The 22,671-nt window shown below is 74.9% G+C and carries 17 protein-coding genes and 3 pseudogenes; 10 read left to right on the forward strand and 10 right to left on the reverse strand.

Features of this window, described 5'->3' with window-relative positions:
• The first annotated feature begins 119 nt into the window (after positions 1–119).
• Positions 120–1,373, forward strand: coding sequence for a cytochrome P450 (locus tag KYY02_RS19025; RefSeq protein ID WP_371239366.1), 1,254 nt, complete (start codon positions 120–122; stop codon positions 1,371–1,373).
• Between the two features lie 96 nt (positions 1,374–1,469).
• Here KYY02_RS19025 and KYY02_RS19030 read toward each other — a convergent pair whose 3' ends face one another.
• The 5 genes from KYY02_RS19030 to KYY02_RS19050 form a co-directional block, all read right to left on the reverse strand.
• On the reverse strand, positions 1,470–2,843 hold the full coding sequence (locus KYY02_RS19030; RefSeq protein ID WP_371239368.1) for a trypsin-like serine protease: 1,374 nt from the start codon (positions 2,841–2,843) through the stop codon (positions 1,470–1,472).
• A 160-nt stretch (positions 2,844–3,003) separates the two neighbouring features.
• Positions 3,004–4,668: an alkaline phosphatase D family protein gene (locus tag KYY02_RS19035; RefSeq protein ID WP_371239370.1), complete on the reverse strand. Its 1,665-nt coding sequence runs from the start codon at positions 4,666–4,668 to the stop codon at positions 3,004–3,006.
• Between the two features lie 255 nt (positions 4,669–4,923).
• A complete protein-coding gene (locus KYY02_RS19040) occupies positions 4,924–5,685 on the reverse strand; it encodes a metallophosphoesterase family protein (protein WP_371239372.1) in 762 nt (253 codons plus the stop codon).
• On the reverse strand, positions 5,682–5,969 hold the full coding sequence (locus tag KYY02_RS19045; protein ID WP_371239374.1) for a BON domain-containing protein: 288 nt from the start codon (positions 5,967–5,969) through the stop codon (positions 5,682–5,684). The genes KYY02_RS19040 and KYY02_RS19045 overlap by 4 nt, the downstream gene beginning before the upstream one ends.
• Before the next feature lie 21 nt (positions 5,970–5,990).
• On the reverse strand, positions 5,991–6,680 hold the full coding sequence (locus KYY02_RS19050; RefSeq protein WP_371239376.1) for a nucleotidyltransferase family protein: 690 nt from the start codon (positions 6,678–6,680) through the stop codon (positions 5,991–5,993).
• 212 nt (positions 6,681–6,892) lie between these two features.
• Between KYY02_RS19050 and KYY02_RS19055 the strand changes: the two genes are divergently transcribed.
• The 4 genes and pseudogenes from KYY02_RS19055 to KYY02_RS33970 all read left to right on the forward strand — a co-directional run.
• A complete protein-coding gene (locus tag KYY02_RS19055; protein WP_371239378.1) occupies positions 6,893–7,492 on the forward strand; it encodes a hypothetical protein in 600 nt (199 codons plus the stop codon).
• 25 nt (positions 7,493–7,517) lie between these two features.
• The gene (locus KYY02_RS19060) at positions 7,518–11,840 is read left to right on the forward strand and encodes a cation-translocating P-type ATPase (protein WP_371239380.1); all 4,323 of its coding nucleotides are present in this window, start codon (positions 7,518–7,520) and stop codon (positions 11,838–11,840) included.
• Positions 11,841–11,972: 132 nt separating this feature from the next.
• Positions 11,973–12,663 (forward strand): annotated as a pseudogene (locus KYY02_RS19065) (alcohol dehydrogenase catalytic domain-containing protein); the annotation flags it as partial.
• A gap of 18 nt (positions 12,664–12,681) precedes the next feature.
• A pseudogene (locus tag KYY02_RS33970) lies at positions 12,682–13,074 on the forward strand (Rv1733c family protein); the annotation flags it as partial.
• A 195-nt stretch (positions 13,075–13,269) separates the two neighbouring features.
• On the opposite strand, the gene KYY02_RS19070 reads toward KYY02_RS33970, so the two are convergent.
• Positions 13,270–13,719 (reverse strand): SRPBCC family protein, encoded by a 450-nt coding sequence (locus tag KYY02_RS19070; protein WP_371239382.1) that lies wholly within the window; start codon positions 13,717–13,719, stop codon positions 13,270–13,272.
• A 97-nt stretch (positions 13,720–13,816) separates the two neighbouring features.
• On the reverse strand, positions 13,817–14,455 hold the full coding sequence (locus KYY02_RS19075; protein WP_371239384.1) for a class I SAM-dependent methyltransferase: 639 nt from the start codon (positions 14,453–14,455) through the stop codon (positions 13,817–13,819).
• 119 nt (positions 14,456–14,574) lie between these two features.
• Here KYY02_RS19075 and KYY02_RS19080 point away from each other — a divergent pair.
• Positions 14,575–15,025: pseudogene (locus KYY02_RS19080) on the forward strand (flavodoxin family protein).
• A 13-nt stretch (positions 15,026–15,038) separates the two neighbouring features.
• Here the strand turns inward: KYY02_RS19080 and KYY02_RS19085 are convergent.
• Positions 15,039–16,082, reverse strand: a complete 1,044-nt coding sequence (locus KYY02_RS19085) for a YihY/virulence factor BrkB family protein (RefSeq protein WP_371239386.1) — start codon at positions 16,080–16,082, stop codon at positions 15,039–15,041.
• A 97-nt stretch (positions 16,083–16,179) separates the two neighbouring features.
• On the opposite strand from KYY02_RS19085, the gene KYY02_RS19090 reads away from it, so the two are divergent.
• The 3 genes from KYY02_RS19090 (at position 16,180) to KYY02_RS19100 (ending at position 18,145) form a co-directional block, all read left to right on the forward strand.
• On the forward strand, positions 16,180–16,812 hold the full coding sequence (locus KYY02_RS19090; protein ID WP_371239388.1) for a GNAT family N-acetyltransferase: 633 nt from the start codon (positions 16,180–16,182) through the stop codon (positions 16,810–16,812).
• Positions 16,813–16,989: 177 nt separating this feature from the next.
• Positions 16,990–17,664 (forward strand): lytic polysaccharide monooxygenase auxiliary activity family 9 protein, encoded by a 675-nt coding sequence (locus KYY02_RS19095; RefSeq protein WP_371239390.1) that lies wholly within the window; start codon positions 16,990–16,992, stop codon positions 17,662–17,664.
• Between the two features lie 277 nt (positions 17,665–17,941).
• Positions 17,942–18,145: a hypothetical protein gene (locus KYY02_RS19100; protein WP_371239392.1), complete on the forward strand. Its 204-nt coding sequence runs from the start codon at positions 17,942–17,944 to the stop codon at positions 18,143–18,145.
• Here the strand turns inward: KYY02_RS19100 and KYY02_RS19105 are convergent.
• Together KYY02_RS19105 and KYY02_RS19110 are read right to left on the reverse strand one after the other, a co-directional pair.
• Positions 18,123–19,088 (reverse strand): DMT family transporter, encoded by a 966-nt coding sequence (locus KYY02_RS19105; RefSeq protein WP_371239394.1) that lies wholly within the window; start codon positions 19,086–19,088, stop codon positions 18,123–18,125. The two genes, KYY02_RS19100 and KYY02_RS19105, sit on opposite strands and share 23 nt — an antisense overlap.
• A 256-nt stretch (positions 19,089–19,344) precedes the next feature.
• Complete coding sequence (locus tag KYY02_RS19110; protein ID WP_371239396.1) at positions 19,345–21,930, reverse strand: SpoIIE family protein phosphatase; 2,586 nt, start codon at positions 21,928–21,930, stop codon at positions 19,345–19,347.
• Positions 21,931–22,106: 176 nt separating this feature from the next.
• Between KYY02_RS19110 and KYY02_RS19115 the strand changes: the two genes are divergently transcribed.
• Complete coding sequence (locus KYY02_RS19115) at positions 22,107–22,667, forward strand: AMIN-like domain-containing (lipo)protein (protein WP_371239398.1); 561 nt, start codon at positions 22,107–22,109, stop codon at positions 22,665–22,667.
• Positions 22,668–22,671 lie beyond the last annotated feature (4 nt).

The following is a 22,671-nucleotide window of genomic DNA, read 5'->3' on the forward strand; positions in this document are numbered from 1 at the left end:
CGCCGCCCCGCCCGCCCCGGTATGACCCCGGCCTCCTTCGGAACGTGGTCCGGGCCACATCCGACCGGGCGCCCCGTCCGCCCGGAGTGTTCCGGCACCCCCGGGGGCACCCGAGGGCCATGGACGTACTCAGCCGCCCTTTGATCGACCGCACCCTGCCGCTGCTGGCCGAGGGTTACGCCTGGCTGCCCAACCGGATGCGCGACACTCCCGGCCCCGTGGTCCGCACCAGGATCCTGGGCCGGCCCGCGCTCGCCCTGCGCGGCCCCGAAGCGGTGCGGTTCTTCTACGACGAACGGAACGTGCACCGGCACCGCGCCATCCCCGAACCCGTACTCGCCACCCTGTTCGGCCACGAGGCGGTGCACACCCTGGACGGCGTCGCCCACCGCACCCGCAAGTCCCTGTTCCTGCCACTGCTCGAACCCGGCCGGATCGCCGGCCTCGTCGACCGTGTCACCGCCGCCTGGGACGAGGCCGTACCCGCCTGGAGCCGGCGCGGCTCGGTCGTGCTCTTCGACGAGGCGAGCACGGTGCTCGCCACCGGGGCCCACCGGTGGGCCGGCATACCCCTGGACGACGCCGACGCCGAGGCGACGGCCCGCGACATGACCGCCATGGTCGACGGCTTCGCCACCGCCGGACCGCGCCATCTGAGGGCCCGGCGCGCCCGCTCCCGGCAGGAGGAACGGCTGGGTCGGCTGGTTGGGGACGTACGGTCCGGCACGGTCACCGCCCCCGCGGGCTCGGTCCTCGACCTGGTGTGCCGGCACCGCGACGCGGACGGCGAACCGCTCGACGAGAAGACCGCCGGGGTGGAACTGCTCAACGTCGTCCGCCCGACGACCGCCGTCGCCTGGTTCGTCGCCTTCACCGCGCACGCCCTGCACAAGTGGCCCGAGCACCGCGCGCCCCTGGCGGACGGCGACATGCGGTTCACCGCCGCGTTCGCCCACGAGGTGCGCCGCTTCTATCCGTTCGTGCCGTTCCTCGGCGGCCTGGCCGCCCGGGACCTGTACTGGCGAGGCGAGTGGGTTCCGGCCGGCGGGCTGGTGATGCTCGACGTGTACGGGCAGAACCACGACGAGTCGCTGTGGGGCGATCCGTACGCCTTCCGCCCGCAGCGCTTCCTCGAACGGTCCGCGGAGCGCGACGAACTGATCCCGCAGGGCGGCGGGGACCCGGGCGCCGGCCACCGCTGCCCCGGCGAGGGCATCACCGTCGGCGTGCTGGAGGCGCTCGCGGTGCGGCTCGCCCGGACGGAGTACACGGTGCCGGAGCAGAACCTCACGATCCCGCTGCACCGGGTCCCGACCCGCCCGCACAGCGGCGTACTCCTGTCCGGCGTACGCCCGCCCGCCGTCGCCCCGTGATCCCGTCGCCCCCTCGGCACGCCGAGGGGGCGACGGGATCACGTCGGGGAGAAGCGGCGCGCCTCGTCCGGCGCCGGCGGGGGACCGGTCACACCGTCACAGCCGTTGCCACAGCGCAGGGGTGCCGGCGGGCGCCCACGCGTCCTGCGCCTGGTGGGTCTGCAGGCACTGGTAGCGCACACCGTCACGGGTCACCGTGGCACCCACCTCGTAGACCCGGCCCGCGGCCCACGCCTGCGCTCCGTCGTCCTGGCCGCCCGGCGTGGTCCGCGCCGCGGCGGCGGTGGTCAGGGTGAGACCGAAGTCGCCGAGGATCGGGTTGACCGGCTGGTAGAACGTCGTACCGCCGTCGGTGCAGTCGCCGGATCCGCCGGAGGTGACGCCCTGCGCCTGGGCGCCCGCCACGAACGGCCCGCCGGAGTCGCCCGGTTCCGCGCACACCGTCGTCCTGGTCAGCCCGTCGACCGTGCCCTCCGCGTAACGGACGCTGGTGTCGTGCTGTTCGATGACTCCGCAGTGCCAGCCGGTGGTCGAGCCGGAACGGCACACCGACGCCCCGACGAGCGCCTGCGCCGAACCGGTGACCTGCACCTTCTGGCCCTCCTGCGCCCTGACGTCCGGCGTGGGCGTCCACTGGGCGTCGGTGGCCACCCACGCCATGTCCTCGCCGGGGAACACGGAGGCCCGGAAGACGCCCTGCGCGGTGCGGTCGTACCCGGTGGTGGTCGCGCCGGCCCTGCCGCAGTGACCGGCGGTGACGAACCCGCCCTGCTCGCCCTCGGTGACGGAGAAGCCCACGGAGCAGCGCGCGGAGCCGTCGACGTGGAAGGCGTCGCCGCCGGTGATGTCCTGCAGCAGGCGCGGCCGTGCCGTCGTCGTCCGGATGCCGATGTCCTCGCTCTCCAGTCCCGCGGCCCTGACGAAGGCGGCGCCGGCCTCCTGGCTGATCGCCTGCACCATGACTTGGTTCTTCGGCACGTCGACGTACCAGACGGGCGTGTCGAGGGACCGGGCGCGCTCGGCCGCCGCGTCCAGCTTCGCCTTGGCCGCCTCCAGTCCGGCCAGCGTCCGCCGCACCACCTTGGCCGTGGCGCCCTGGGCCTCGATGGCCGGCACGTCCCCGGCGGCGGTGGTCGCGACCGTGAGCTCCTCGGACGTGGCGCCCTGCACCCAGGCGCCGGCGAACCGGTCGCCGAGCGCGTTGCGCAGCCGGCCCGCGCGGGTGCCCGCCTCGGCCTCGTTGACCAGCCGCTCGGAGGCCTGGGTTTCGTCCAGCCGCAGATCGCGCCGGAGGGCGGCGAGCAGGTGGGGCGACGGCCGGTCGGCGCCGAGGGTCTGGGCGGCGCCGGGCGCCGGCTCCGCCGCGGGCATGGGGCCGGCCGCCGCGGCACAGGGGAGTCCGACGAGGACGAGGATGCCGAGCGCCGTGAACGCCGACCGGCGTGCGGCCCGGGCGTGTCTGAGGACCATTCGGTGCGTCTCCTTCGTTCGTGGTGCGGAGCTGCGGAGGGGACTCAGTCCTTGCCCGTGGCATCCGGCACGATGCCAGGACACGCCGGGATTACCGCGTTCGGGACACGTGCGGACGCCAAGTGCAGTACACGTGTACGACTTCGGACACCCGGACGGGTCAGGCCGGCGTCAGACCGGGTGAGCCCACCTCGGTGACGAAGGAGGCGGCCGTGGAGACGGGGGCGCCGGGCGTCGTGACGACCGGGACGATCCGGTAGTCGGCCCGGGCGTTCTCCCGGCCCAGCTCGACGCGCACATAGCCGCGCCGGCCGTCGTAGAACCTCAGGTGGGGGTTGGCCCGCAGGTAGGTGTCCCAGTTGGCCGGGTGCTCCACGCCGTCACCGCCGCTGGTGACGGAGGTGCAGGTCAGCTCCGTGCCCAGGACGGCGGAGCCGGGGTCGTCGAAGTCGTCCTTGATGTCGAAGGCGTACGCGACGTGGACGTCGCCGGTGAGGACCAGCCAGTTGGCGACACCGGCCGCCTTCGCGCCCGCCACCAGACGGCCGCGACCGGCGCGGTAGCCGTCCCAGGCGTCCATGGAGACCTTCGCCTCGGCGTTCAGGTCCAGTCTGCGCTGCGAGAAGCACACCTGCTGGGGCATCACGTTCCACAGCGCCGTCGACGTGCCCCACCCGTCGAGCAGCCAGCGCTCCTGGGCGTCCCCGGTGAGGGTGCGCGCCGGGTCGTCCGACTCGGGGCCGGGAACGTGCGGGGCGTCGCCGTAGGCCTGGTCGGAGCGGTACTGGCGGGTGTCGAGGACGTCGAACTGGGCGAGGCCGCCCCAGTGCAGCCGGCGGAACAGCCGGGCGTCGGGGCCCTTGGGGAGCTGGTCGGCGCGCAGCGGCTGGTTCTCCCAGTAGGCGCGGTAGGCGGCGGCGCGGCGGGGCAGGAACAGCGCCGGGTCGCTGTCGTTCTCGTCGATCGCGCCCGCGTAGTTGTTCTCGGTCTCGTGGTCGTCCCAGGTGACGACGAACGGGTGCGCGGCGTGCGCGGCCCGCAGGTCGGGGTCGCTCTTGTAGAGCGCGTAGCGCATCCGGTAGTCCGCCAGCGTCGTCGCCTCGCGGTCGAACACGGTCGGCAGCGCGACCTCGGTGTAGCCGCGGGCGCCGCCCGCGGAGTCGACGGCGTACTCGTACAGGTAGTCGCCGAGGTGGAACACCACGTCGACGTCCTCCTGCGCGAGGTGCCGGTGCGCCGTGTAGTAGCCGTCGTGGTACGCCTGGCAGGCGACCGCCGCCAGTCTCAGGCTCGCGGTGTCCGCGCCGGCCGGAGGAGCGGTGCGGGTACGGCCGGCGGGGCTGATCCAGGTGCCCGTGCGGAACCGGTAGTAGTAGTGGCCGCCCGGGGTCAGGCCCTGTACGTCGACGCGCACGCTGTGCCCGTACTCGGGGTGGGCGAGGGCGGTGCCCCGCTGCACGAGCAGGGAGAAGGACTCGTCGGCGGCGACCTCCCAGGAGACCTCCACCTGCTGCTGTCCGAGGCCCCCGTCCGGTTCGAAGGGGGCCGGGGCCAGCCGGGTCCAGATGAGCACCGAGCCGGGCAGCGGGTCCCCGGAGGCGACGCCGAGCGTGAACGGGTCCCGGGTGATCCGGGCCGCGGCGAGCCGGGGCGTGGCGAAGGCGCCGCGCGCGGGGAGGCTGGTGGTGAAGGCGAGGGCGGCGGCCGCGGCGGTGACGGTGAGGAAGCGGCGGCGGGCCGGATGCCGTGCGGCAGCGCGCAGTTCGGCGTCGTGCGGGGTGGGGACGAGGTCGGACGGCGGTCCGGTACGGCCCGACGGCGCCATCGGGTGTCCTCTCGTACGGGTCGGGCGGGTGGACGGAGGGCGCAGGCCGACGACGGCGCGGACAGGCGAGCGCGGCCGTGCCCCGGGCGCGTGTGTGGCGACTCGGGCCACGGGACACGGAGCCTGCATGCTAAGCGGACAGAATGCGCGAAACGTGCGCGCCTTGCCGGGCGTTCACACGGGAGGCGGTACGCGGGCCCGGTCCGGGACAGAGAAAAGCGCCGCCGGTGCGACCGGCGGCGCTGGGGCGTCGGGTCAGACGGTCGTCGCTCCCGAACCGGCGCCCGCGCGGTCGCGGACCGGCAGATGGTAGACGTGGAAGGCGCGGCCGATGACCGGCTGGGCCACGTTGCGCACCTTCACGCCTCCCGTCGTCATGCCGTGCTCGCTGCCGGCGTGCGCGTGCCCGTGCACGGCGAGGTCGGCGCCGGCCGTGTCGATCGCCTCCGCCAGCAGGTAGCTGCCCAGGAACGGATAGATCTCCAGCGGCTCCCCGGCCAGGGTCTCCGGCACGGGGGAGTAGTGGGTGAGGGCGATCCGGACGTCGCAGCCCTCCTGGTCCAGTTTCTCCAGCGAGGCCCGCAGACCGTCGGCGCACCGGCGGGAGACCCGGACGAACTCCTTCATCACCGGCTCGCCGAACTCCCCGGCGCTCGCCCCGACGAATCCGCCGCCGAACCCCTTGGTGCCGGCCACCCCGACGCGTGCGTCGCCGGCCCGCACCACCGCCGACTCGCCCTCCAGGACATGGGCGCCGGCGTCCCGCAGGACGGCCGTGACCTCGTCCTGCCGGTCGTCGTGGTGGTCGTGGTTGCCGAGCACGGCGATCACGGGGACGCCCAGGCCCCGGATCTCGTCGGCCACCACGCGGGCCTCCCCGACGGTGCCGTGCCGGGTGAGGTCCCCGGCCAGCAGCAGCAGGTCGGCGCACCCGGGCAGGGTGTCGAACGCGGGGCGCAGCGTGCCCCGGGTGTCGGGCCCCATGTGGATGTCGCCGACGGCGGCGATCCGGATCATGACAGCTCCTCCGCGTGATCGGGCGACGCGGTCTCGCTGACCACGATGTCGCAGTGCACCTCGAGTCCGGTGAGCTCCTCGCGCACCGTGCCGAGGACCTCCTCGCGGCAGTGGGCCGAGGGGACGGTCCCGGTGACCAGTACGGCCCCGCCGCGGACCTCGACCCGCACGCCGAGTTCGCCGAGCTCGCCGGAGGCGAGACGGTCCTGGAGGTGGGCGATGCGGTACTCCGGGCCCGCTGCCGCCGGTGCGCCGCCCGCCGGTCCGGCGTCGTGGGTGTTCATGAGCGCTCCTTCCGCGGACGTTCAGATGACGTTCAGGCGTTCCAGGAGGAAGAAGAAGGCGGCCGGCATGGGATCGTCCCCGCAGTCGCGCCGCACCCGCTCCCAGTCGACCTTCTCGCGCAGGGCGCGGGCGATGGGCAGGACGGCCCCGAAGTCGCAGTGGTGCTCCGAGAAGGCGGCCAGCAGGCCGGTCAGCAGGTCGGTGGGCGCCAGGACCGGCATGCGCACCGACTCCACCGGCAGTTCCGGCGCCCGCCGGAGCATCTCGGTGGAGACGGGCCGGTGCGCCAGTTCGAAGATGAGGTCGACGTCCTGGCCGAAGCAGGTGGCCTTGATCAGCCAGTCCTCGGGAGGGGCGTACACCGTCAGCCCGGCCTCGCGGAGCGTGGCGGCCACCGACTCGGCGTCCTCGGGCCGGACGCAGAAGTCGACGTCGTGCTGGAGGTTCCCGCTGCCGCCGTGGGCGTGGACGGCGACGCTGCCGGCCAGCGCGAACAGGTGCCCGCCCCGTTTGAGCACCGCGCCGACCTGCTTGGCCGCCTCCAGGATCGCCTGATTGCGGTCGCGGGGCAGTTCAGGGTCGTCCTCCTGGGCGCGTGCGCCGCTCCGCACGGCGTGCGCCGGCACCGGTCCCGGGGGGTCCGTGGCCAGGCGGAGCTCCCGGGACCCCGAGGGCCGGGCGGGTGTGGCGTCCTCGCCGTTCTCCGTCATGACCACTCCCTTCGGGGACCGGGCGGTCCGCACGGCCGCCGGGTGCCCGCCCCTAGTACCCGGCGTACCCGTTCCGACACGGGCGCGGGCGAAAGGCGGAGCCCGGACCGGGGTGCCGCACGGCGGTCTCGCAGCCATGGGCGTACAAAAAGAGCATTTACGATGATAAGGGCGGAATATGGATCAAAGGGCGGGGAAGGTGATGGGTGCCCGTGCGGGACCCGCTCATGGAGGCCGACATGGACCAGGACACGTCTCGTCCGTCCGATCTTCCGCAGCCCCTGCGGGCCGTCACCTCGGGCCTGCGGCGACTGCCCGGCATCGAGCAGGCGGGGAGGGTGGCCGGCGGCGCCCTGGACGCGATCGGCGCGGTGTCCCCGCGCGGGCGCCGGATGGCCGTCTACGCCGGAGCCGGTGTGCTCGGCGCGACCGGCGTCGTCGAATGGCCGGTGGCGCTGACCGGCGCGGCCGTCGCCTGGCTCACCCGGCCGCGCCCCGTACGGCCGGACGGCGGGCAGGACTCCGGGGCGCCGGCCGGCGCGGACGGACGGCACGGAACACCGGCCGGGAACGGCACACCCGGCGACCGGCAGCCCGCGGGGCCCGGCGACCGGCTCGCCCCCTTCCGCGACCGCGACGACCGGGCGGAGCGCCCCGTGCGCGAACAGCCCGCCAAGGTGGGCGACACCTCCACCGCCTCGGCCCTGAAACAGGTCGCCGGCGCCACCCGGCGCCACGGCACGCACCCCGACCCCCGACCGGGCCCGGGCGCCGCCCCCGGACAGCCGCGCGACGCCCGGCACACCGGCTGAGCCGCGGCCGACGGGATCCCCGCAGATGCTCACACGTTTCGACGTCGCCCCCCTGGCCGGGGCCGTGGCGGGAGCCGCCGCAGACGCCGCCCGCGGCACCGCACAGGGCATGACGTCCGCCCACGACACGACGCGCCGCCTCGGCCACGTCGCCCGCAACGCCCTCGGCGGCGACCGGCACTGGCGGGCCGGGCACCGCGTCCACCTGGCCCTGCGGCACCAGGACGGCGCCGTCGCCCCGCTCGCCCGCGAGGTCGCCGCCGAACTGCTCGACCACCCCGACGTGCTGTCCGCGTACTGGGACGAAGGGCTGGCCCGGCTCGTGGTGACCGCCGTGACGGACGCGGCCGGCGACCGCGTGGGCGAGCGTGCCGTCGCGCTCGCCGCCCGCCTCGGACTGACCGAGGACGCCGGCCCCGAGGACGAGGGCGACCCGGTCCACCCCGGCGACGCCCGCGAGGTGCGGGTCGCCGCCGCCGCGCTGCTGCTGGACGCCGTCGGCGCGGCCGGCGCTCTGGCGGGCCGGTCCCTGCGCCTGCCGCCGACCCCCAAGCCGGTCACCGCCGCCGTCACACTGCTGCGCGAGAACCCCCGCTTCCGCGCCCTGCTGCGGCAGCGGTTCGGCCGCGGCGGCGCGGAACTCCTTCTCGCCGCCGCCAACGCCGCCGCACACGGCGCCGGGCAGTCCCCCGTGTCACTGGTGCTCGACGGACTGCTGCGCCTCGGCCAGCTGACCGAGGCGGCCGCCCGGGCCGCCGCCTTCGAATCCCTGCACGACGACGTCTGCCTCGAACGGCGCACCAGCCTCCCCCGCCCCACCGGCATCCGCCCGCCCCTGCGGGTGACACCCGCCCAGGCGTACGCGGCACACGCCGGCACCGGCAGTGTCGCGGGCGCGGCCGCCACCCTCCTCGTCACCCACGACACCCGGGAGGCGGCCGAAGCCGTCCTCGCCGGATCCCCCAAGGCGGCGCGCTACGGACCCGCCGCCTTCGACGCGGTCCTCGGCACCCATCTCGCCAGGTCCGGTGTCCTCGTCCGCGGCGGGGACCGGCTGCGGCAGCTGGGGATCGCCGACTCCCTGGTCCTGCACGCCGACGCCCTGCGCGGCCGGGCGCGGCCCGCCGACGGCGCGTCCGCGGGGTTCGAGGATCCCGTCGACCCCTGCGCCGAAGCGGTCCTCGACGCGGCCCGCCGGGCCGGGCTGCACGTCGTGGTCGCCGGCGGCTTTGGCCTGAAGGACATCACCCGCCTCGCCGACGAGGTCGCCCCCGCCGGCCTGCCGTTCGGCGACGTCGTACGGGCGCTGCAGAACGACGGGCACATCGTGGTGAGCGTCGCCCGCGTGGCCGCGCACGGCGCCGGCGACGTGGCGGACGGGCTGCCCGCCGGCGATGTGGCGATCGCCCTCACGGACGCGCGCTCGGCGCTCGCCTGGGGCGCCGACGCGCTCGCCCCGAACGGACTGACCGACGTCTGGCGCCTGCTGACGGCCGTCCCGGCGGCCCGCCGGGTCGGCCGCCGCTCGCAGACCCTGGCCCGGGCCGGCGCCGCCCTGTCCGGTCTGATGGTGGCCCGCGGCGGTACACCCGGCGGCCGGCTGTGGCAGCGGCTCACCCGGCACGCCCCGGTGAACGTCGCGGCGGCGGGCGCCCTGCTCAGCGGCTGGACGGAGGCCCTGCGGGTGGCCCGTGCCACGCCGCCGGAGCCCCGGCTGCACGTGCCCTGGCACGCCCTGGAACCGCACGAGGCGCAGGAGCTGCTGCGCGACACCCGTACCGGGGCCGAACCCGGCGGACTCGCCCTGCTCGCCGAACGCTCCCGGCAGCGGGCCGCGCGGCTCGCCCGCACGCCCGCGGCCGCCCCCGCCCGCTGGACCTGGCAGGCGGCCGGCGCCGTCCGCCGCGAACTCGACGACCCGCTCACCCCCGTCCTGGCCACCGGGGCGGTCGCCTCGGCGCTGCTCGGCTCGCTCGTCGACGCGCTGCTCGTCGTCGGGGCCATGGACATCAACGCGGTCGCGGGCGGCCTCCAGCGGCTGCGCGCCGAACGGGCGCTCGCCCGGCTCGCCGCGCACCAGCGACCCAAGGCCCGCCGCCAGGTCGCCCACGGCCGTACGGTCACCGTCGACGCCGCCCGGCTGCGGCCGGGGGACCGGATCAGCCTCGGCGTCGGCGACGTCGTACCGGCGGACGCCCGGCTGCTGGAGGCGGACGGGCTGGAGGTCGACGAGTCGTCGCTCACCGGCGAGTCGTTGCCCGTCACCAAGGACCTGGCCCCCACCCCGGGCGCGCCGGTCGCCGGGCGGACCTGCATGGTCTTCGAGGGCACCACCGTCGTGGCCGGCCGCGCCGACGCGCTCGTCGTGGACACCGGCGACCGCACCGAGGCGGGCCGCGCCGTCGCCCTGGCCGCCCGCACCCCGCCGCCCGCCGGAGTCCAGGCGCGCCTGCAGGAACTGACCCGCAAGGCCCTCCCGGTGACCCTCACCGGCGGTGCGCTGGTGACCGGCCTGTCCCTGCTGCGCGGCAGCCCGCTCCGGCGTGCCGTCAGCGGCGGTGTCGCCGTGGCCGTCGCCGCCGTCCCCGAGGGGCTGCCGCTGGTCGCCACCGTCGCCCAGACGGCCGCCGCCCGCCGGCTCTCCCGCAGGGGCGTGCTGGTCCGCACTCCGCGCACCCTGGAGGCGCTCGGCCGGGTCGACACCGTCTGCTTCGACAAGACCGGCACCCTCACCGAGAACCGGCTCCGCCTGGTCCGGGTGGCCACCGCCGACGGCTCCGTCCTCGCCCCGCACGCCGAGGACGCCGCAGCGGTCGTACGGTTCGCCGCGCGGGCCTGCCCGCAGGAGGAGACCGGCGAGGGTCGCCGGGTCGCCCACGCCACCGACGAGGCCGTCCTCGATGTCGCCCCGCCCGATGCCGACTGGACCGCCGAGGGCGAGCTGGCCTTCGAGGCCAGCCGCGGCTACGCGGCGGCCGTCGGCCGGGACGGCGACGCCGCGCTCCTCGTCGTCAAGGGCGCCCCCGAGACGGTGCTCCCCGCCTGCCGGGACCTTCCCGAAGAGGTGGCCGACACCGCCCACACCCTGGCGGGCCAGGGGCTGCGCGTCCTCGCCGTCGCCCGGCGCCCCCGCCGGGGGAGCGACGTGGACGCCGAACTCGACGCGGACCTCGCCGACCTGGAGTTCGCCGGACTGGTCGCCCTGGCCGACGTACCCCGCGACACCTCGCGGGAACTGCTCACGGAGCTGCGCCGGGTCGGCATCCTGCCCGTCATGCTCACCGGCGACCACCCGGAGACCGCCCGCGCCATCGCCCTGCAACTGGGCTGGCCCGAGGAGACGGAGGTGGTCACCGGGGACGACCTGGTCGCCATGGGCCGTTCGGACCGGGTGCGCGCGCTGCACGGCGCCGGAGTCGTCGCCCGGGTCGCCCCGGAGCAGAAACTCCACGTCGTCGAGGCCCTGCAACAGGCCGGCCGGGTGGTGGCGATGGCGGGCGACGGCGCCAACGACGCCGCCGCCATCCGCGCCGCCGACGTCGGCGTCGGCATCGAGGCCCGCGGCTCCGCCGCCGCCCGCAACGCCGCCGACCTGGTGCTCACCACCGGCGACCTGTCCGTCCTGGTGGACGCCGTCGGCGAGGGCCGCGCGCTGTGGCGCAGCGTCGCCGACGCGGTCAGCATCCTCATCGGCGGCAACGCGGGCGAGGTCGGCTTCAGCGTGCTGGGCACCCTGCTCGCCGGGTCCTCGCCGCTGTCGACCCGTCAGCTGCTCCTGGTCAACCTGCTCACCGACATGTTCCCCGCCATGGCGGTGGCGGTGACGCCGAGCGACGACCCGTCGACGGCGGCGCACGCCGCGAGCGGCCCGATGGGCCTCGACGTCCTGGGCGCGCCCCTGCTGCGCTCCATCCGGCGCCGGGGCGTCACCACCTGCCTCGGCGCGGTCACCGCCTACCTGATCGGCCGCCTCACCCCCGGCACCGAACGCCGCTCCACCACGATGGCCCTGTGCGGGGTGGTCGGCGCCCAGCTGGCGCAGACCCTCTCCGGGCGCCGCCACAGCCCTCTGGTGTGGACGACGGCCCTGGGCTCGGCAGCCGTGCTCGCCGCCCTCGTCCAGACCCCGGGCGTCAGCCACTTCTTCGGCTGCGTCCCGCTCGGCCCCGTCGCCTGGGCGGGCGTCGCCCTGGCCATCACCCTGTCGGTCCTCGCCCCGCGCCTGGAACGCCTCCGGGCGGTACACCACCTGTACGAAACCGCGGCCCGCCTCGCCCTGCGCCTCGGCGACGCCGCCGAACGGGCCCGCCACCTCCCGCACACGGGCCTCGCCCGCCCGGTGGCCTGACGGTCCGTCCCACCCCGGCGGATCCGCCTCCGTGCCGCCGGACTGGAAGTGCGGGGCGGTCCCGGAACCCGACCGGGGCCCGCAGGCGGGCGCGGGCGCGCCCGGCGCCGAGCGAGAAGGGTGAGGACCGGCGTGAAGGGTTACGTCTTCCACGGCCCCGGGCGGTCCGCCTGGGAGGAGGTCCCCGACCCGGCCGTCGAGGAACCCGGCGACGCCATCGTGCGCGTCGACGCCGTCACCATCTGCGGCACGGACCTGCACATCCTCAGGGGCGACGTGCCCGAGATCCGCCCAGGCACCGTCCTGGGCCACGAGGCGGTCGGCGAGACCGTCGGGACCGGCGGCGACATCCGCGCGTGCGCCCGGGGGACCGCGTCCTGGTCTCCTGCATCTCCGCCTGCACTGCCGGGAGGGCGTGTACGGCCAGTGCCGGGGCGGCGGGGGCCGGGTCCTCGGCCACCTCGTCGACGGCACCCGGGCCGAATACGTGCGTGTCCCGTACGCCGACCTGTCGGTGCACCCGCTGCCCGGTGCGGTGGCCGACGAGGACGCCGTGCTGCTCGCCGACATCTTCCCCACCGCCTACGAGGTGGGCGTGCTCAACGGGCGGGTGCGTCCCGGTGACACGGTCGTCGTGGTCGGTGCCGGGTCCGTCGGGCTCGCCACCGCCCGGCTGTTCGGACCCGAACGCGTGGTCGCCGTGGACGTGGCGGCCTCCCGGCTGCAGGCCGCGACGGAGCTCGGGGCCGAGGCCGTCGCCGACGCCGGTGAGGGCCCCGAGCGGCTGATCGCGGACCTCACCGGCGGGCTCGGCGCGGACGTCGGACGTGGTCGTCGAGAGCGGGCCACCCCCGTCCCCGCCGTACTGGCCGAGGACGCCGTCGGGCTGTCCGCGTCGGTGACGGAGAGCGGGGACGGCGGCGTATGGGCCAAGGTGCGGTGGACCGCTTCCGACGGCACCGACCGCACGGGCCGCGCGGAGGTCGAACCGGGGAGCCCGGCGGGCACGGAGGTCACCGTGTGGACGGACCCCGCGGGTAGGCCGGTCCCCGCACCGCCCGAGGGCGCGGAAGCACGGTTCCGGACCGTCGTGGCCGGCACCACGGCCGCCGGGGGGCTGGTCCTGCTCGGCGGCCGGCTGGTCCGCGCCCGGCTGCACCTGCGGCGCCTGGCCGAATGGGAGGCCGAGTGGCGCCGGGTGGAGCCGAGGTGGCGCAAGCGCATGACGGGCTGAGGCGACCTCGGAACGGGGCGGCCACCGCCGGGGCCTCGGCGGCCGTGCCCGACGGGTCCGGCCTCCAGACCGCCGGGTGGGCCGAAGTATCTGCCGTGGACGGCAGCGGTCCCGGCCCGAAGGCCGGGACCGCGAGGGCCGTCGTGCCGGGCGGAGCCGGGACGACGGGAGGGGCGGGGCGCCGCCTTGCGGCGGTCAGACCTCGCCGCGCCAGGTGCCCGTCTCCAGACCGCGCCGCTCGATGAACTCCTTGAACCGCTTCAGGTCGCCGCTGACCTGCCGCTTGACGAAGCCGAGCTTGTCGCCCGCGCTCTCGGTCACACCCTGCGGGTCGAAGTCCATCTGCAGCATCACCTTGGTGGTGGTGTCCCGCAGACGGTGGAAGGTGACGACGCCGGCCTGCCTCGCCTCGCCGCCGACCGTGGTCCAGGCGACGCGCTCGTCAGGGATCTGCTCGGTGATCTCGGCGTCGAACTCCCGCTCCACGCCCCCGACCCTGGTCACCCAGTGGGTCAGCGTGTCGCTGCGCTGCTCGATGCGCTCGACGCCGTCCATGAACTCCGGAAAGCTCTCGAACTGGGTCCACTGGTTGTAGGCGGTGCGGACGGGGACGTCGACCTCGATGGATTCCTCTACCTGCGACATGCGCCGGCTACCTCGCTTTCCGATGGGGAACGGAGGTGCGGGTACCTGTTTGCGCGCCGGACAATCCTGACGACCCGTCACACCGACCGCCGAGGAGTCACGCCCCCTCGCGGCGGCAGTGCAGGAAGAGCTGTGGCTCCGGCCGGGCGTCGGGGTGGGCCGGGGTGAACACGACGCTCTCCTGCGACTCCACCGTCAGGCCCGCCGCGCGCACCAGGGCGACGACGTCCTCGGCCGCGAAGCTGGTGACGCGCACGTCCTGCCCCATGAAGACGCCTTCGAACTCCTCGACGTCCAGCGGTACGGTGGCCAGCGCCAGCAGGCCGCCCGGCCGCAGCGCCCGCGCCAGCCTGCGCACCAGCTCCGACTGCTGCGCGCGGGGCATCTGCAGCAGCGCGAAGTACACGCAGACCGCGTCGAGCGAACCGGCCTCGAGCGGCGTCCGGCGGATGTCGGCACACCGGAACTCGGCCTCCGGAACCTGCCGGGAGGCGATCTCCACCATCACCGGGGACACGTCGACGCCCAGCACCCGGTGACCCGCCCCGGCGAGCGCGGCGGCCGTGGGCCGGCCCGTCCCGCTGCCCACGTCCAGCACCCTGCTGCCGGGCGCCAGCCCTTCGAGCAGCCGATCCAGCGACGCCCGGTGCGCCGAGGAGGAGGCGAACGCCTTCTCGTACTCGCCGCCCAGCGCGTCGAACACCGCCGCCGGCGACCCGTGATCCTCGTCGACCAAGACACACCCCGTCTCCGCGTACCGATGCCGGGTATCGTGCCATCCCCGTCCCGCGATCACAACGGGACGCCGACCGCGGCGGCTTGCGGACACGCGGACCGGCACGGCGGGGTCGGGGTGTGCCGACCCGGCTGATCGTCCACCACACGCCCTCGCCGAACTGCCAGGCGATGTCCGAGGCCGTCCTCTCCGGCGCCGGCGCCCCGGAGATCGGGGACGTTCCGGGTGGTGCGGCGGGCGGCGCCGCCCGCCACCGACGTCCTGGATGCCGACGGTCACCTCCTCGGCACCCCGGCGAACCTCGGCTGCATGTCGGGGGCGCTCAAGCACTTCTTCGACCAGGTGTACCACCCGTGCCTGGACACCACCCGGGGCCGGTCCTTCGGCTACTACGCGCACGGCGGGAACGACGCCACGGGAGCGGTGCGGGGCATCGAGTCGATCACGACGGGGCCCGGCCGGCGCCGCGCCGCCGACGGCGTGACCGTCACCGGCGAGCCGGACAGGGCCGCCGTCGAGCGGTGCTGGGAGCCGCTGGGCGCCACGGTCGCAGCGGGCCTGATGGACTGATCCGCGGGTGCCCTCAGGTCTCGTCCATGCGCCGTCGGTCCTGCTCGTCCCAGGCGCGGGTGTCGCGCGGCTGCATGTACGGCTCCGCCTGGGGCGGATGGCCCCCGGCGATGGCCCGCTGCCGGGCGATCTCCGCGTCGAACTCCAGACCCAGCAGAATGGCCAGGTTGGAGATCCACAGCCAGATCAGGAACACGATGACACCGGCCATCGTGCCGTACGTCTTGTTGTACGAGCCGAAGTTCGCGACGTAGAGGGCGAACCCGGCGGAAGCGAGCAGCCAGATCACCAGCGCCAGGAAACTGCCCGGGGTGATCCACCTGAAGCCCTTGACCTTGGCGTTCGGGGCCGCCCAGTACAGCAGCGCGACCATTATGGTGACCAACAGGACCAGCACCGGCCACTTGGCGATCGACCACACGGTCAGCGCGGTGTCGCCCAGCCCGAGCAGATCGCCCGCCTGACGGGCGAGGCCACCGGTGAACACCACGATCAGCGCACTGATCACGGCCATCACCATCAGTACGACCGTCACCCCGATCCGTACCGGCAGCACCTTCCAGACCGGACGCCCCTCGGGAATGTCGTAGACCGCGTTCGAGGAGCGCATGAAGGCCGCCACGTAACCCGACGCCGACCAGACGGCCAGCAGCAGACTGACGATCGCCACGACCGAACCGATGCCCGCCCGGCCCTGCAGTTGCTCCACCGCCTGGGTCATGATGTCGCGGGCCGCGCCCGGGGCGGTGAGCTCCTGGAGGTTCTCCACCACCTTGTCCGTGGTCGACCTGCCGGTGAGGCCCAGGATCGACACCAGGGCCAGCAGCGCCGGGAAGAGCGACAGCACGCCGTAGTACGTCAGCGCCGCGGCCCGGTCGATGAGCTCGTCGTCCTTGAATTCGCGCAGACTGCCCTTCAACGCCGCGCCCCACGCCCCTTTCGGCAGCTTGGCCGGCGTGTTCGGCGCTGCCTGCTCCACCGCGTCGCTGGGTCCGGGGTCGTCCGTCGTACCCTCGTCGGCCCGCGGGCCGTTCCGTCCCGGGATATGCAGCTTCATGCGTCCCGGGTAACCAGGGACCGGCGAGCTAAGCCCGGGCCCCGGCCTGTCGGGAAAGGAGTTGTGGGAGCGCTCCCAAGTGGGCAGGATGCCAGGCGTGACCGAGCCCCCCAGGATCCGCCCGTACCGCCGCGAGGACCGGCCGGCCCTCGACGGCATCTGCATCCGCACCGCGCACAACGGCCAGGACAGCCGGCCCCACTACGCCGACCCCGGTGTCTTCCCCGACACCTTCGCGGCGCCCTACGTCCATCTGGAGCCGGAGCTGGCCTTCGTGCTGGACGACGGCCGGGGCCGGGCGGTCGGCTACATCGTCGGCACCGCCGACACCGTCCGCTTCGCCAGGGCCTTCCGGGCCGCGTGGCTGCCCCTGGTCGCCGACCGCCACCCCGAGCCGTCCGGTCCGCCGACCACCCCGGACGAGGCGATCGTCCGGCTCCTGCACCACCCCGAGCGGATGGTCGTCCCGGAACTGGCCGACTGGCCGGCCCACCTGCACATCGACCTGCTGCCCGAGTGGCAGGGGCGCGGCTACGGACGGCAGCTGATGCGGACCTTCCTCGGGGCGCTGCGGGACGGGGGAGTGCCGTCCGTCCACCTCGTCATGGCGAAGGCCAACAAGCCCGCCCGGGCCTTCTACGACCGCATGGGCTTCGAGGAGATCGACGTTCCGATGGACGACTCGGTCGTCTGCCTCGGCCGTACGACGCACGACCTCGGCGTGCTCTGAGGGGCCCGGTCCCGTCCCCGTCGAACGTGTCGAACGCGCCACGGGGGAGCGGAAGCGGCGTGAATGCGCATTGCGGCTCCGCTTCGAGGGGCGCAGCCTGTGCACTGGGAGCGCTCCCACAACGGGTGCGGATGCGCTCCCCACCCCCACGGCCCCCACGACGGAAAGAAGGAGCCCATGACTTGGCATGGTCATGACGCATTACCGTTCCGGTCCCGTCTGTCTCTCGCCCTGAGCGTCGTCGTCGCCGCGCTGCTCTGTCTGATTCCCTGGAGCGGTACCGCCGTCGCCCACGGCTCGGTGGTCGACCCCGCCTCCCGCAACTACGGCTGCTGGCTGCGCTGGGGGAGCGACTTCCAGAACCCGGCGATGGCCCAGCAGGACCCGATGTGCTGGCAGGCGTGGCAGGACAACCCGAACGCCATGTGGAACTGGAACGGCCTCTACCGTAACGGCTCCGCAGGCGATTTCCAGGCCGTCGTCCCCGACGGCCAGCTGTGCAGCGGCGGGCGCACCGAGGGCGGACGCTACAACTCCCTGGACACGGTGGGCGCCTGGAAGACGACGAACGTGAACGACGACTTCACCGTCAAGCTGTACGACCAGGCCAGCCACGGCGCGGACTACTTCCTCGTCTACGTCACCCGGCAGGGCTTCGACCCCGCCACCCAGCAGCTGGGCTGGGACGACCTCCGGCTGGTGACCCGCACCGGCGCGTACGCGCCCAGCCAGAACTACTCGATCCCGGTGAGCACTTCAGGTCTCAGCGGCCGCCACGTCGTCTACACGATCTGGCAGGCCTCGCACATGGATCAGACGTACTTCCTGTGCAGTGACGTGGACTTCGGCTGACCCGTCGGCGCCTCACCGCTCCTGTCCCCGGTTCCCCGCCGGACCGCATGACCCCGGCGGGGAACCGGGGTGCGCGGGGCCGTTGTCCCGGGGATTCGCGAAGAAACCGTGAGCCCTTCGAGCACCCTGTGGCCCACCTGCGTGTGGGGCGTGGGAATCCCCTGCCCACTTCCCGCAACAGAAGCGCAGGAGTACTGCCTCGGCGCGCAGCATACGCAGACGCCCCAAACAGCGTGCGACCCTCGCCGTATTCGCCTTGATCCTGGGTGGCGGCGGGATGACGGCGGCCAACGTCCACGCCTCCGCGACGGAGGAGGGCGGACAGGGCGACGGCCGGGCGCAGGTCCTCTCGGGCGCCACGATCGACTGTCCGGACGTGGCCACCGAGCCGACCTCGGTGCCGGGAGAGGAGCGGGCGGAGGTGGACAGGGAACTCCGGGCCGCGGGGCGGAACCGGCTCACCGGTCCGGGGTCCCGGTGAGGACGTCCGGTTCTCCGCCCGGGGAGGTGCCGGCCCGCTCGGGCAGGGCACGGGGCCGGCGCAGTCGTACGGGTACGCGCAGCGCGCCGGACCCCAGGGCGACCCCGGCGCCGACCAGGGCGCTGCCCACCGCCTGAGCCGCGCCGTAGGAGCCGGTGCCGACGAGCGGCGCGGTGCACGCCGCCGCCACCGGGATCAGACCGGAGAACAGGGTGGCCCGCTCGGCGCCGATCCGCTGCATGCCCGTGTACCAGCACACGAAGCCGATGACGGTGACCACCACCGCCTGCCACAGCAGCGCCGTCGCCTCGACCCCGTCCGGGCGGCGCAGCCACGCGGACCCGTCGAGCAGCAGCCCGACCGCCGCCGACTCGACCGCGGCGACACCGCACACCGCGGCGGACAGCAGACGGGGCCCCAGGGGCCGCAGCACGGGCACGGCCAGTACGGCGAACCCGACCTCCCCGACCAGCGCGCACAGTGAGAAGGCCAGGCCCGCACCGTCCGTACGCCCCCAGCCCTGCACGGCGAAGGCGCCGACGGCCACCGCCGACGCACCGTACAGCACCGCCCGCCTCGGCCGTCGGCCGCCCTGCAGAGGGACGAGGACGGCGACCACCACGGGCGCGCAGCCCACGAGGACGCCGGGCACCGCCGGCTCCGCGGTCCGCTCCGCGGCCAGGACGGCCAGGTTGAACCCGACCATGCCGACCGCGGCGAGCAGCGCCAGCCGGGCCCACCCGCGGGGCGGGAGCGACCGCAGTTTCGCGGCGGAGCCCCGGCCCGCCAGGGGCACCAGCAGCAGACAGGCCAGTGCGTACCGCAGGAACTGACCGCCCGCGTACGGGTAGTCGCCGAGGACGCTGTTGGCGGTGAAGGAGCCTCCGACGAGGACACAGGCGAGCGCGGCGAGCAGGGCCCCGCGCGTGGTGACGGCGTTCATGGCACCGACGCTAGGAAGGACGGCGGCCCGTCGAGAGGTCCACTTCCGCCCCGTCATCGGGGACCAATCCGGCCGGGGACCACACCTTCGCGCACACCATCGCCTCCGGGACCGCCGCGCGGGCGGGCCCGCGGCAGCTTGCCGGCCGCCTGCCGCACCCGGCCCGCCGCCGGGTGCGGCGGGCCGACGGCATCACCGTCCTCCTGCTCTGCCCACCCGCGCTCCGCCCGGCCGAGGACCGGCGGCCGGGCGGCGGTCAGCGGCCGGGCCGCCGGTCGTACGCCGTCAGCAGCAGCGCCACGTCGTCCGGGCGGTCCTCGGTCCGGCGGGCCGTTCCGACCAGCCGGTCGGCGAGCTCCTCCACCGCGTCGGTGCGGCTGCGCGCCAGACAGCGCCGGACCACCTCGATGCCCGTCTCGATGTCACCGCCGGGTGTCTCGACGAGCCCGTCCGTGTACAGCGCGAGGACGCTGCCGGGAGCCAGGGTGAGCGCCGTGACCGGGTAGACGGCCTCCGGCTGCACCCCGAGCAGTACGCCACCGGGCAGGTCCAGGCCCTCCGTGTACCCGTCGGGGTGGCGCAACAGGGGCGGGGGGTGACCGGCCCGGACGGCCAGGGCGCGGCCGGTGGCCGGGTCGAGTTCGATGTAGCAGCAGGTGGCGAAGAGATCCGTCTCCAGCTCCGCCAGCAGCCGGTTGGTGTGGGTGATGACCTCCTGCGGCGGCCGCCCGCTGGCGGCGAAGGCGTGCACCGCGCTGCGCAGCTGCCCCATGACGGCGGCGGCGCCGACACTGTGCCCCTCGACGTCGCCGATGACCAGCGCCACCCCCCGCCCCGTCCTGATCACGTCGTACCAGTCGCCCCCGATGGCCATGCCCTGGGTGCCCGGCAGGTAGCGGCCGGTGGTGAGCAGCCCGTCGATGGCGGGCAGCCGGTGCGGCAGCAGCCCCTCCTGCAGCCCCCGCGCCACGGCGGACTCGGCGTCGTACAGCCGGGCCCGCTCCATCGCCTGCGCGGTCAGACCGCCCAGCGCGGTCAGTGCGGCGCGTTCCTCGGGGGTGAACCGGTGCGGCGCGTTCCAGCCGAGGATGCAGGAGCCGACCGGATGGCCGGAGGCGATCAGCGGCAGGAACGCCCAGGCGCTCATCAAGTCGAGGAGGAGCCGGGGGTAGGCGTTGACCAGTGCCTCCGGCGACTCGAAGAAGAGCGGGAGCCGGGTGGTCAGGGCGTGCACGCCGGGCAGGTTCGCGTTGAGCGGCACGCCTTCGAAGCCGTCGAGGAAGTGCTCCGGATAACCGGACTCCCACAGCAGGTGCATCCGGCTGTCGCGGATCGTGTACAGGGCGGTCTCCTGCGCGCCGAACGCGGGCAGCAGCTGCTCGGTGACGGCCAGGCAGACGTCCCTGACGGTGACGGCCTCGGTCAGCACACTGGCCATCCGCACCACGTGGTGGAGCGCTCCCGCGCGGGCCGTCCCGACCAGCTCCGGCGCCGCCGCGGTGTCCGGGCCGGCCGGCGCCAGGGAGCGGCCCGGCTCGGCCCCGGCGGGAGCGCTGGTGAGGAAGACACGGCCGGTCAGCCCGTGCACCCCGGGATAGAGCACGAACCCCAGCCAGACGCCGTCCGGGGCGTGCACCAGGTACGACACCGGCTCCTGCGACAGCATCGCGGCCCGGTAGCGGTCCTCGTAGGCCGGATCGCGCAGCCAGGGGAGCACGTCCCACGGGTAGTGGCCGAGCATGTGGTCCAGGTCGCAGCCCAGCAGTTCCTGGCAGCGGCGGTTGGCGTAGAGGATCCGGCCGTCCTGGTCCAGGGAGAACACCCCGTCGGGCAGCCGCTCGGCGGCCTCCGCCGCGGTGGCCCCGCCGACCGCGTCGACGAGGGCGCCCACCAGCAGCCGGGAGGCCCCCTCCGCCCGTACGACGTGCCCCCACAGCTCGACCGGCCGGTAGCGGATCCGCCCGCCGCCCCCGGCCTCGTCCAGCACCCTGAGGTGCCGACCCCTGATCTGCCCGGTGTCCACCGCCTCCCGCCGGCCCGCCCGCAGTTCGTACAGGTCGTCGGGGGACACCCGGCCCTCGACCTCCGCCATGGTGCCGCCGAACTCCCCCCGGACGACACCCAGCAGGGACAGCGCGTCGTCGTCCCCGGACCAGCGGTCGCTGTCCAGGTCCCACTCGACCATGCCGACCGACACGGCCCCGAGGGAGGGGGCGGGCAGCTTCACGCCGACCGGCTGGTCGTCGTAGTCGATGCCGTACGCCACGGCGTCCGCACCCTCCCGGCCGGGCATCCGGCGGGCGAACCCGGTGAGGCGCTCCTCCATGTCCCGTCCCGCGGCGTGCAGCGCCGCCCGCACCGTCCGCTCGTCCACCGGCTCCCGGGCGGCCGACCGCAGGACGGACAGGACGCCCACGGGTTCGCCGTCGACGTGCACCGGGTGGAAGGCGGAACCGAACGAGTACGGCAGCCCGGCGGTGAACTGCGGGAAGCGCAGCATCATGGCCCGCTCGTCCGGCAACCACATGCTCTCGCTCCTGCGGTACGCCTCGGACATGGGCAGCGCGCCGCCCACGGGCACCCGCCACCAGGTCATCAGCAGCGACCGCGGGACGCCGGCCACCACGCACAGCACCAGCGAGCGCCGGTCCCGCGAGCGCAGGTACACCAGCCCGCCGTATCCGTCGATGCCCTGGACCGCCGCCACCACGGGCTCGGCGAGCGCGTCCTCGATCCGGGGCACCGGACGCGCCCTCCGGAGCCCCTCCGCGCTCTCCCCGGCACCGCGGCCGGGCGCGCCCGCCGACCGCTCCCCGCGCGGTGCGGCGGCTGCATCATCCATGTCGCGTCCTCCTGGTGCGGACGCACGGGACATCTGTTCGCTCCCATCAGGATGTGCCATGCCGGACGGTCCGGCGCGGCGGAGCCGCAACCTTCGGGGCATCCCGCTCGTCTCACCCGATACCAGAAGGATACGAGCCCAGGAGGCTGAAAATGCTACGAATTCCGCACACCAGAATGATCTGTGCGAGCCTCGTGCTCGTGGGCGCCACGCTGACCACGGCGGCGGCCTCGGCCGTGGCCGCCCCGGCGGCCACGACCACGGCGTGCCCGACCGGCTGGGGCAGCCTGCCCAAGTCGGGCCCCGACAGCACGGCCACGCCGGTGCGGGACGTCAGGACCGGGCGGCACGACTGCTACGACCGCATGGTCGTCGACCTGCCCGGTGCCGAGCGCGACGGCCTCGGCTACTCCGTCCGGTACGTCGACCGCCTCCACCAGGACGGATCGGGCCGGCCCGTCCCCGTCTCCGGCGGCGCCGTCCTCGAGGTACGGGTGGCCGCGCCCTCGTACGACCCCGAAAGCGGCGAGCCCACCTACCCCGCGCGGGCCGGAGACCCCCTGCCGGGCGTCGATCTCACCGGGTACCGCACCTTCAGGGACGCACGGTTCGTCGGCAGCTTCGAGGGCGAGACCCAGATCGGGCTCGGCACGCGGGCGCGGCTGCCGTTCCGGGTACTGCAGCTCGACGGCCATCTCGTGATCGACGTCGCCCACGGCTGGACCGGCGGCCGCTGAACGA

Source organism: Streptomyces pimonensis (assembly GCF_041380215.1).
Classification (GTDB): Bacteria; Actinomycetota; Actinomycetes; order Streptomycetales; family Streptomycetaceae; genus Streptomyces; species Streptomyces pimonensis.

Excerpts from the sequence above, each read along its gene's own strand:
- KYY02_RS19025 (WP_371239366.1), top strand. The coding sequence starts at position 120 with ATGGACGTACTCAGCCGCCCTTTGATCGACCGCACCCTGCCGCTGCTG.
- KYY02_RS19030 (WP_371239368.1), bottom strand. The coding sequence starts at position 2,843 with ATGGTCCTCAGACACGCCCGGGCCGCACGCCGGTCGGCGTTCACGGCG.
- KYY02_RS19035 (WP_371239370.1), bottom strand. The coding sequence starts at position 4,668 with ATGGCGCCGTCGGGCCGTACCGGACCGCCGTCCGACCTCGTCCCCACC.
- KYY02_RS19040 (WP_371239372.1), bottom strand. The coding sequence starts at position 5,685 with ATGATCCGGATCGCCGCCGTCGGCGACATCCACATGGGGCCCGACACC.
- KYY02_RS19045 (WP_371239374.1), bottom strand. The coding sequence starts at position 5,969 with ATGAACACCCACGACGCCGGACCGGCGGGCGGCGCACCGGCGGCAGCG.
- KYY02_RS19050 (WP_371239376.1), bottom strand. The coding sequence starts at position 6,680 with ATGACGGAGAACGGCGAGGACGCCACACCCGCCCGGCCCTCGGGGTCC.
- KYY02_RS19060 (WP_371239380.1), top strand. The coding sequence starts at position 7,518 with ATGCTCACACGTTTCGACGTCGCCCCCCTGGCCGGGGCCGTGGCGGGA.
- KYY02_RS19070 (WP_371239382.1), bottom strand. The coding sequence starts at position 13,719 with ATGTCGCAGGTAGAGGAATCCATCGAGGTCGACGTCCCCGTCCGCACC.
- KYY02_RS19085 (WP_371239386.1), bottom strand. The coding sequence starts at position 16,082 with ATGAAGCTGCATATCCCGGGACGGAACGGCCCGCGGGCCGACGAGGGT.
- KYY02_RS19095 (WP_371239390.1), top strand. The coding sequence starts at position 16,990 with ATGACTTGGCATGGTCATGACGCATTACCGTTCCGGTCCCGTCTGTCT.
- KYY02_RS19100 (WP_371239392.1), top strand. The coding sequence starts at position 17,942 with ATGACGGCGGCCAACGTCCACGCCTCCGCGACGGAGGAGGGCGGACAG.
- KYY02_RS19105 (WP_371239394.1), bottom strand. The coding sequence starts at position 19,088 with ATGAACGCCGTCACCACGCGCGGGGCCCTGCTCGCCGCGCTCGCCTGT.
- KYY02_RS19110 (WP_371239396.1), bottom strand. The coding sequence starts at position 21,930 with ATGGATGATGCAGCCGCCGCACCGCGCGGGGAGCGGTCGGCGGGCGCG.
- KYY02_RS19115 (WP_371239398.1), top strand. The coding sequence starts at position 22,107 with ATGATCTGTGCGAGCCTCGTGCTCGTGGGCGCCACGCTGACCACGGCG.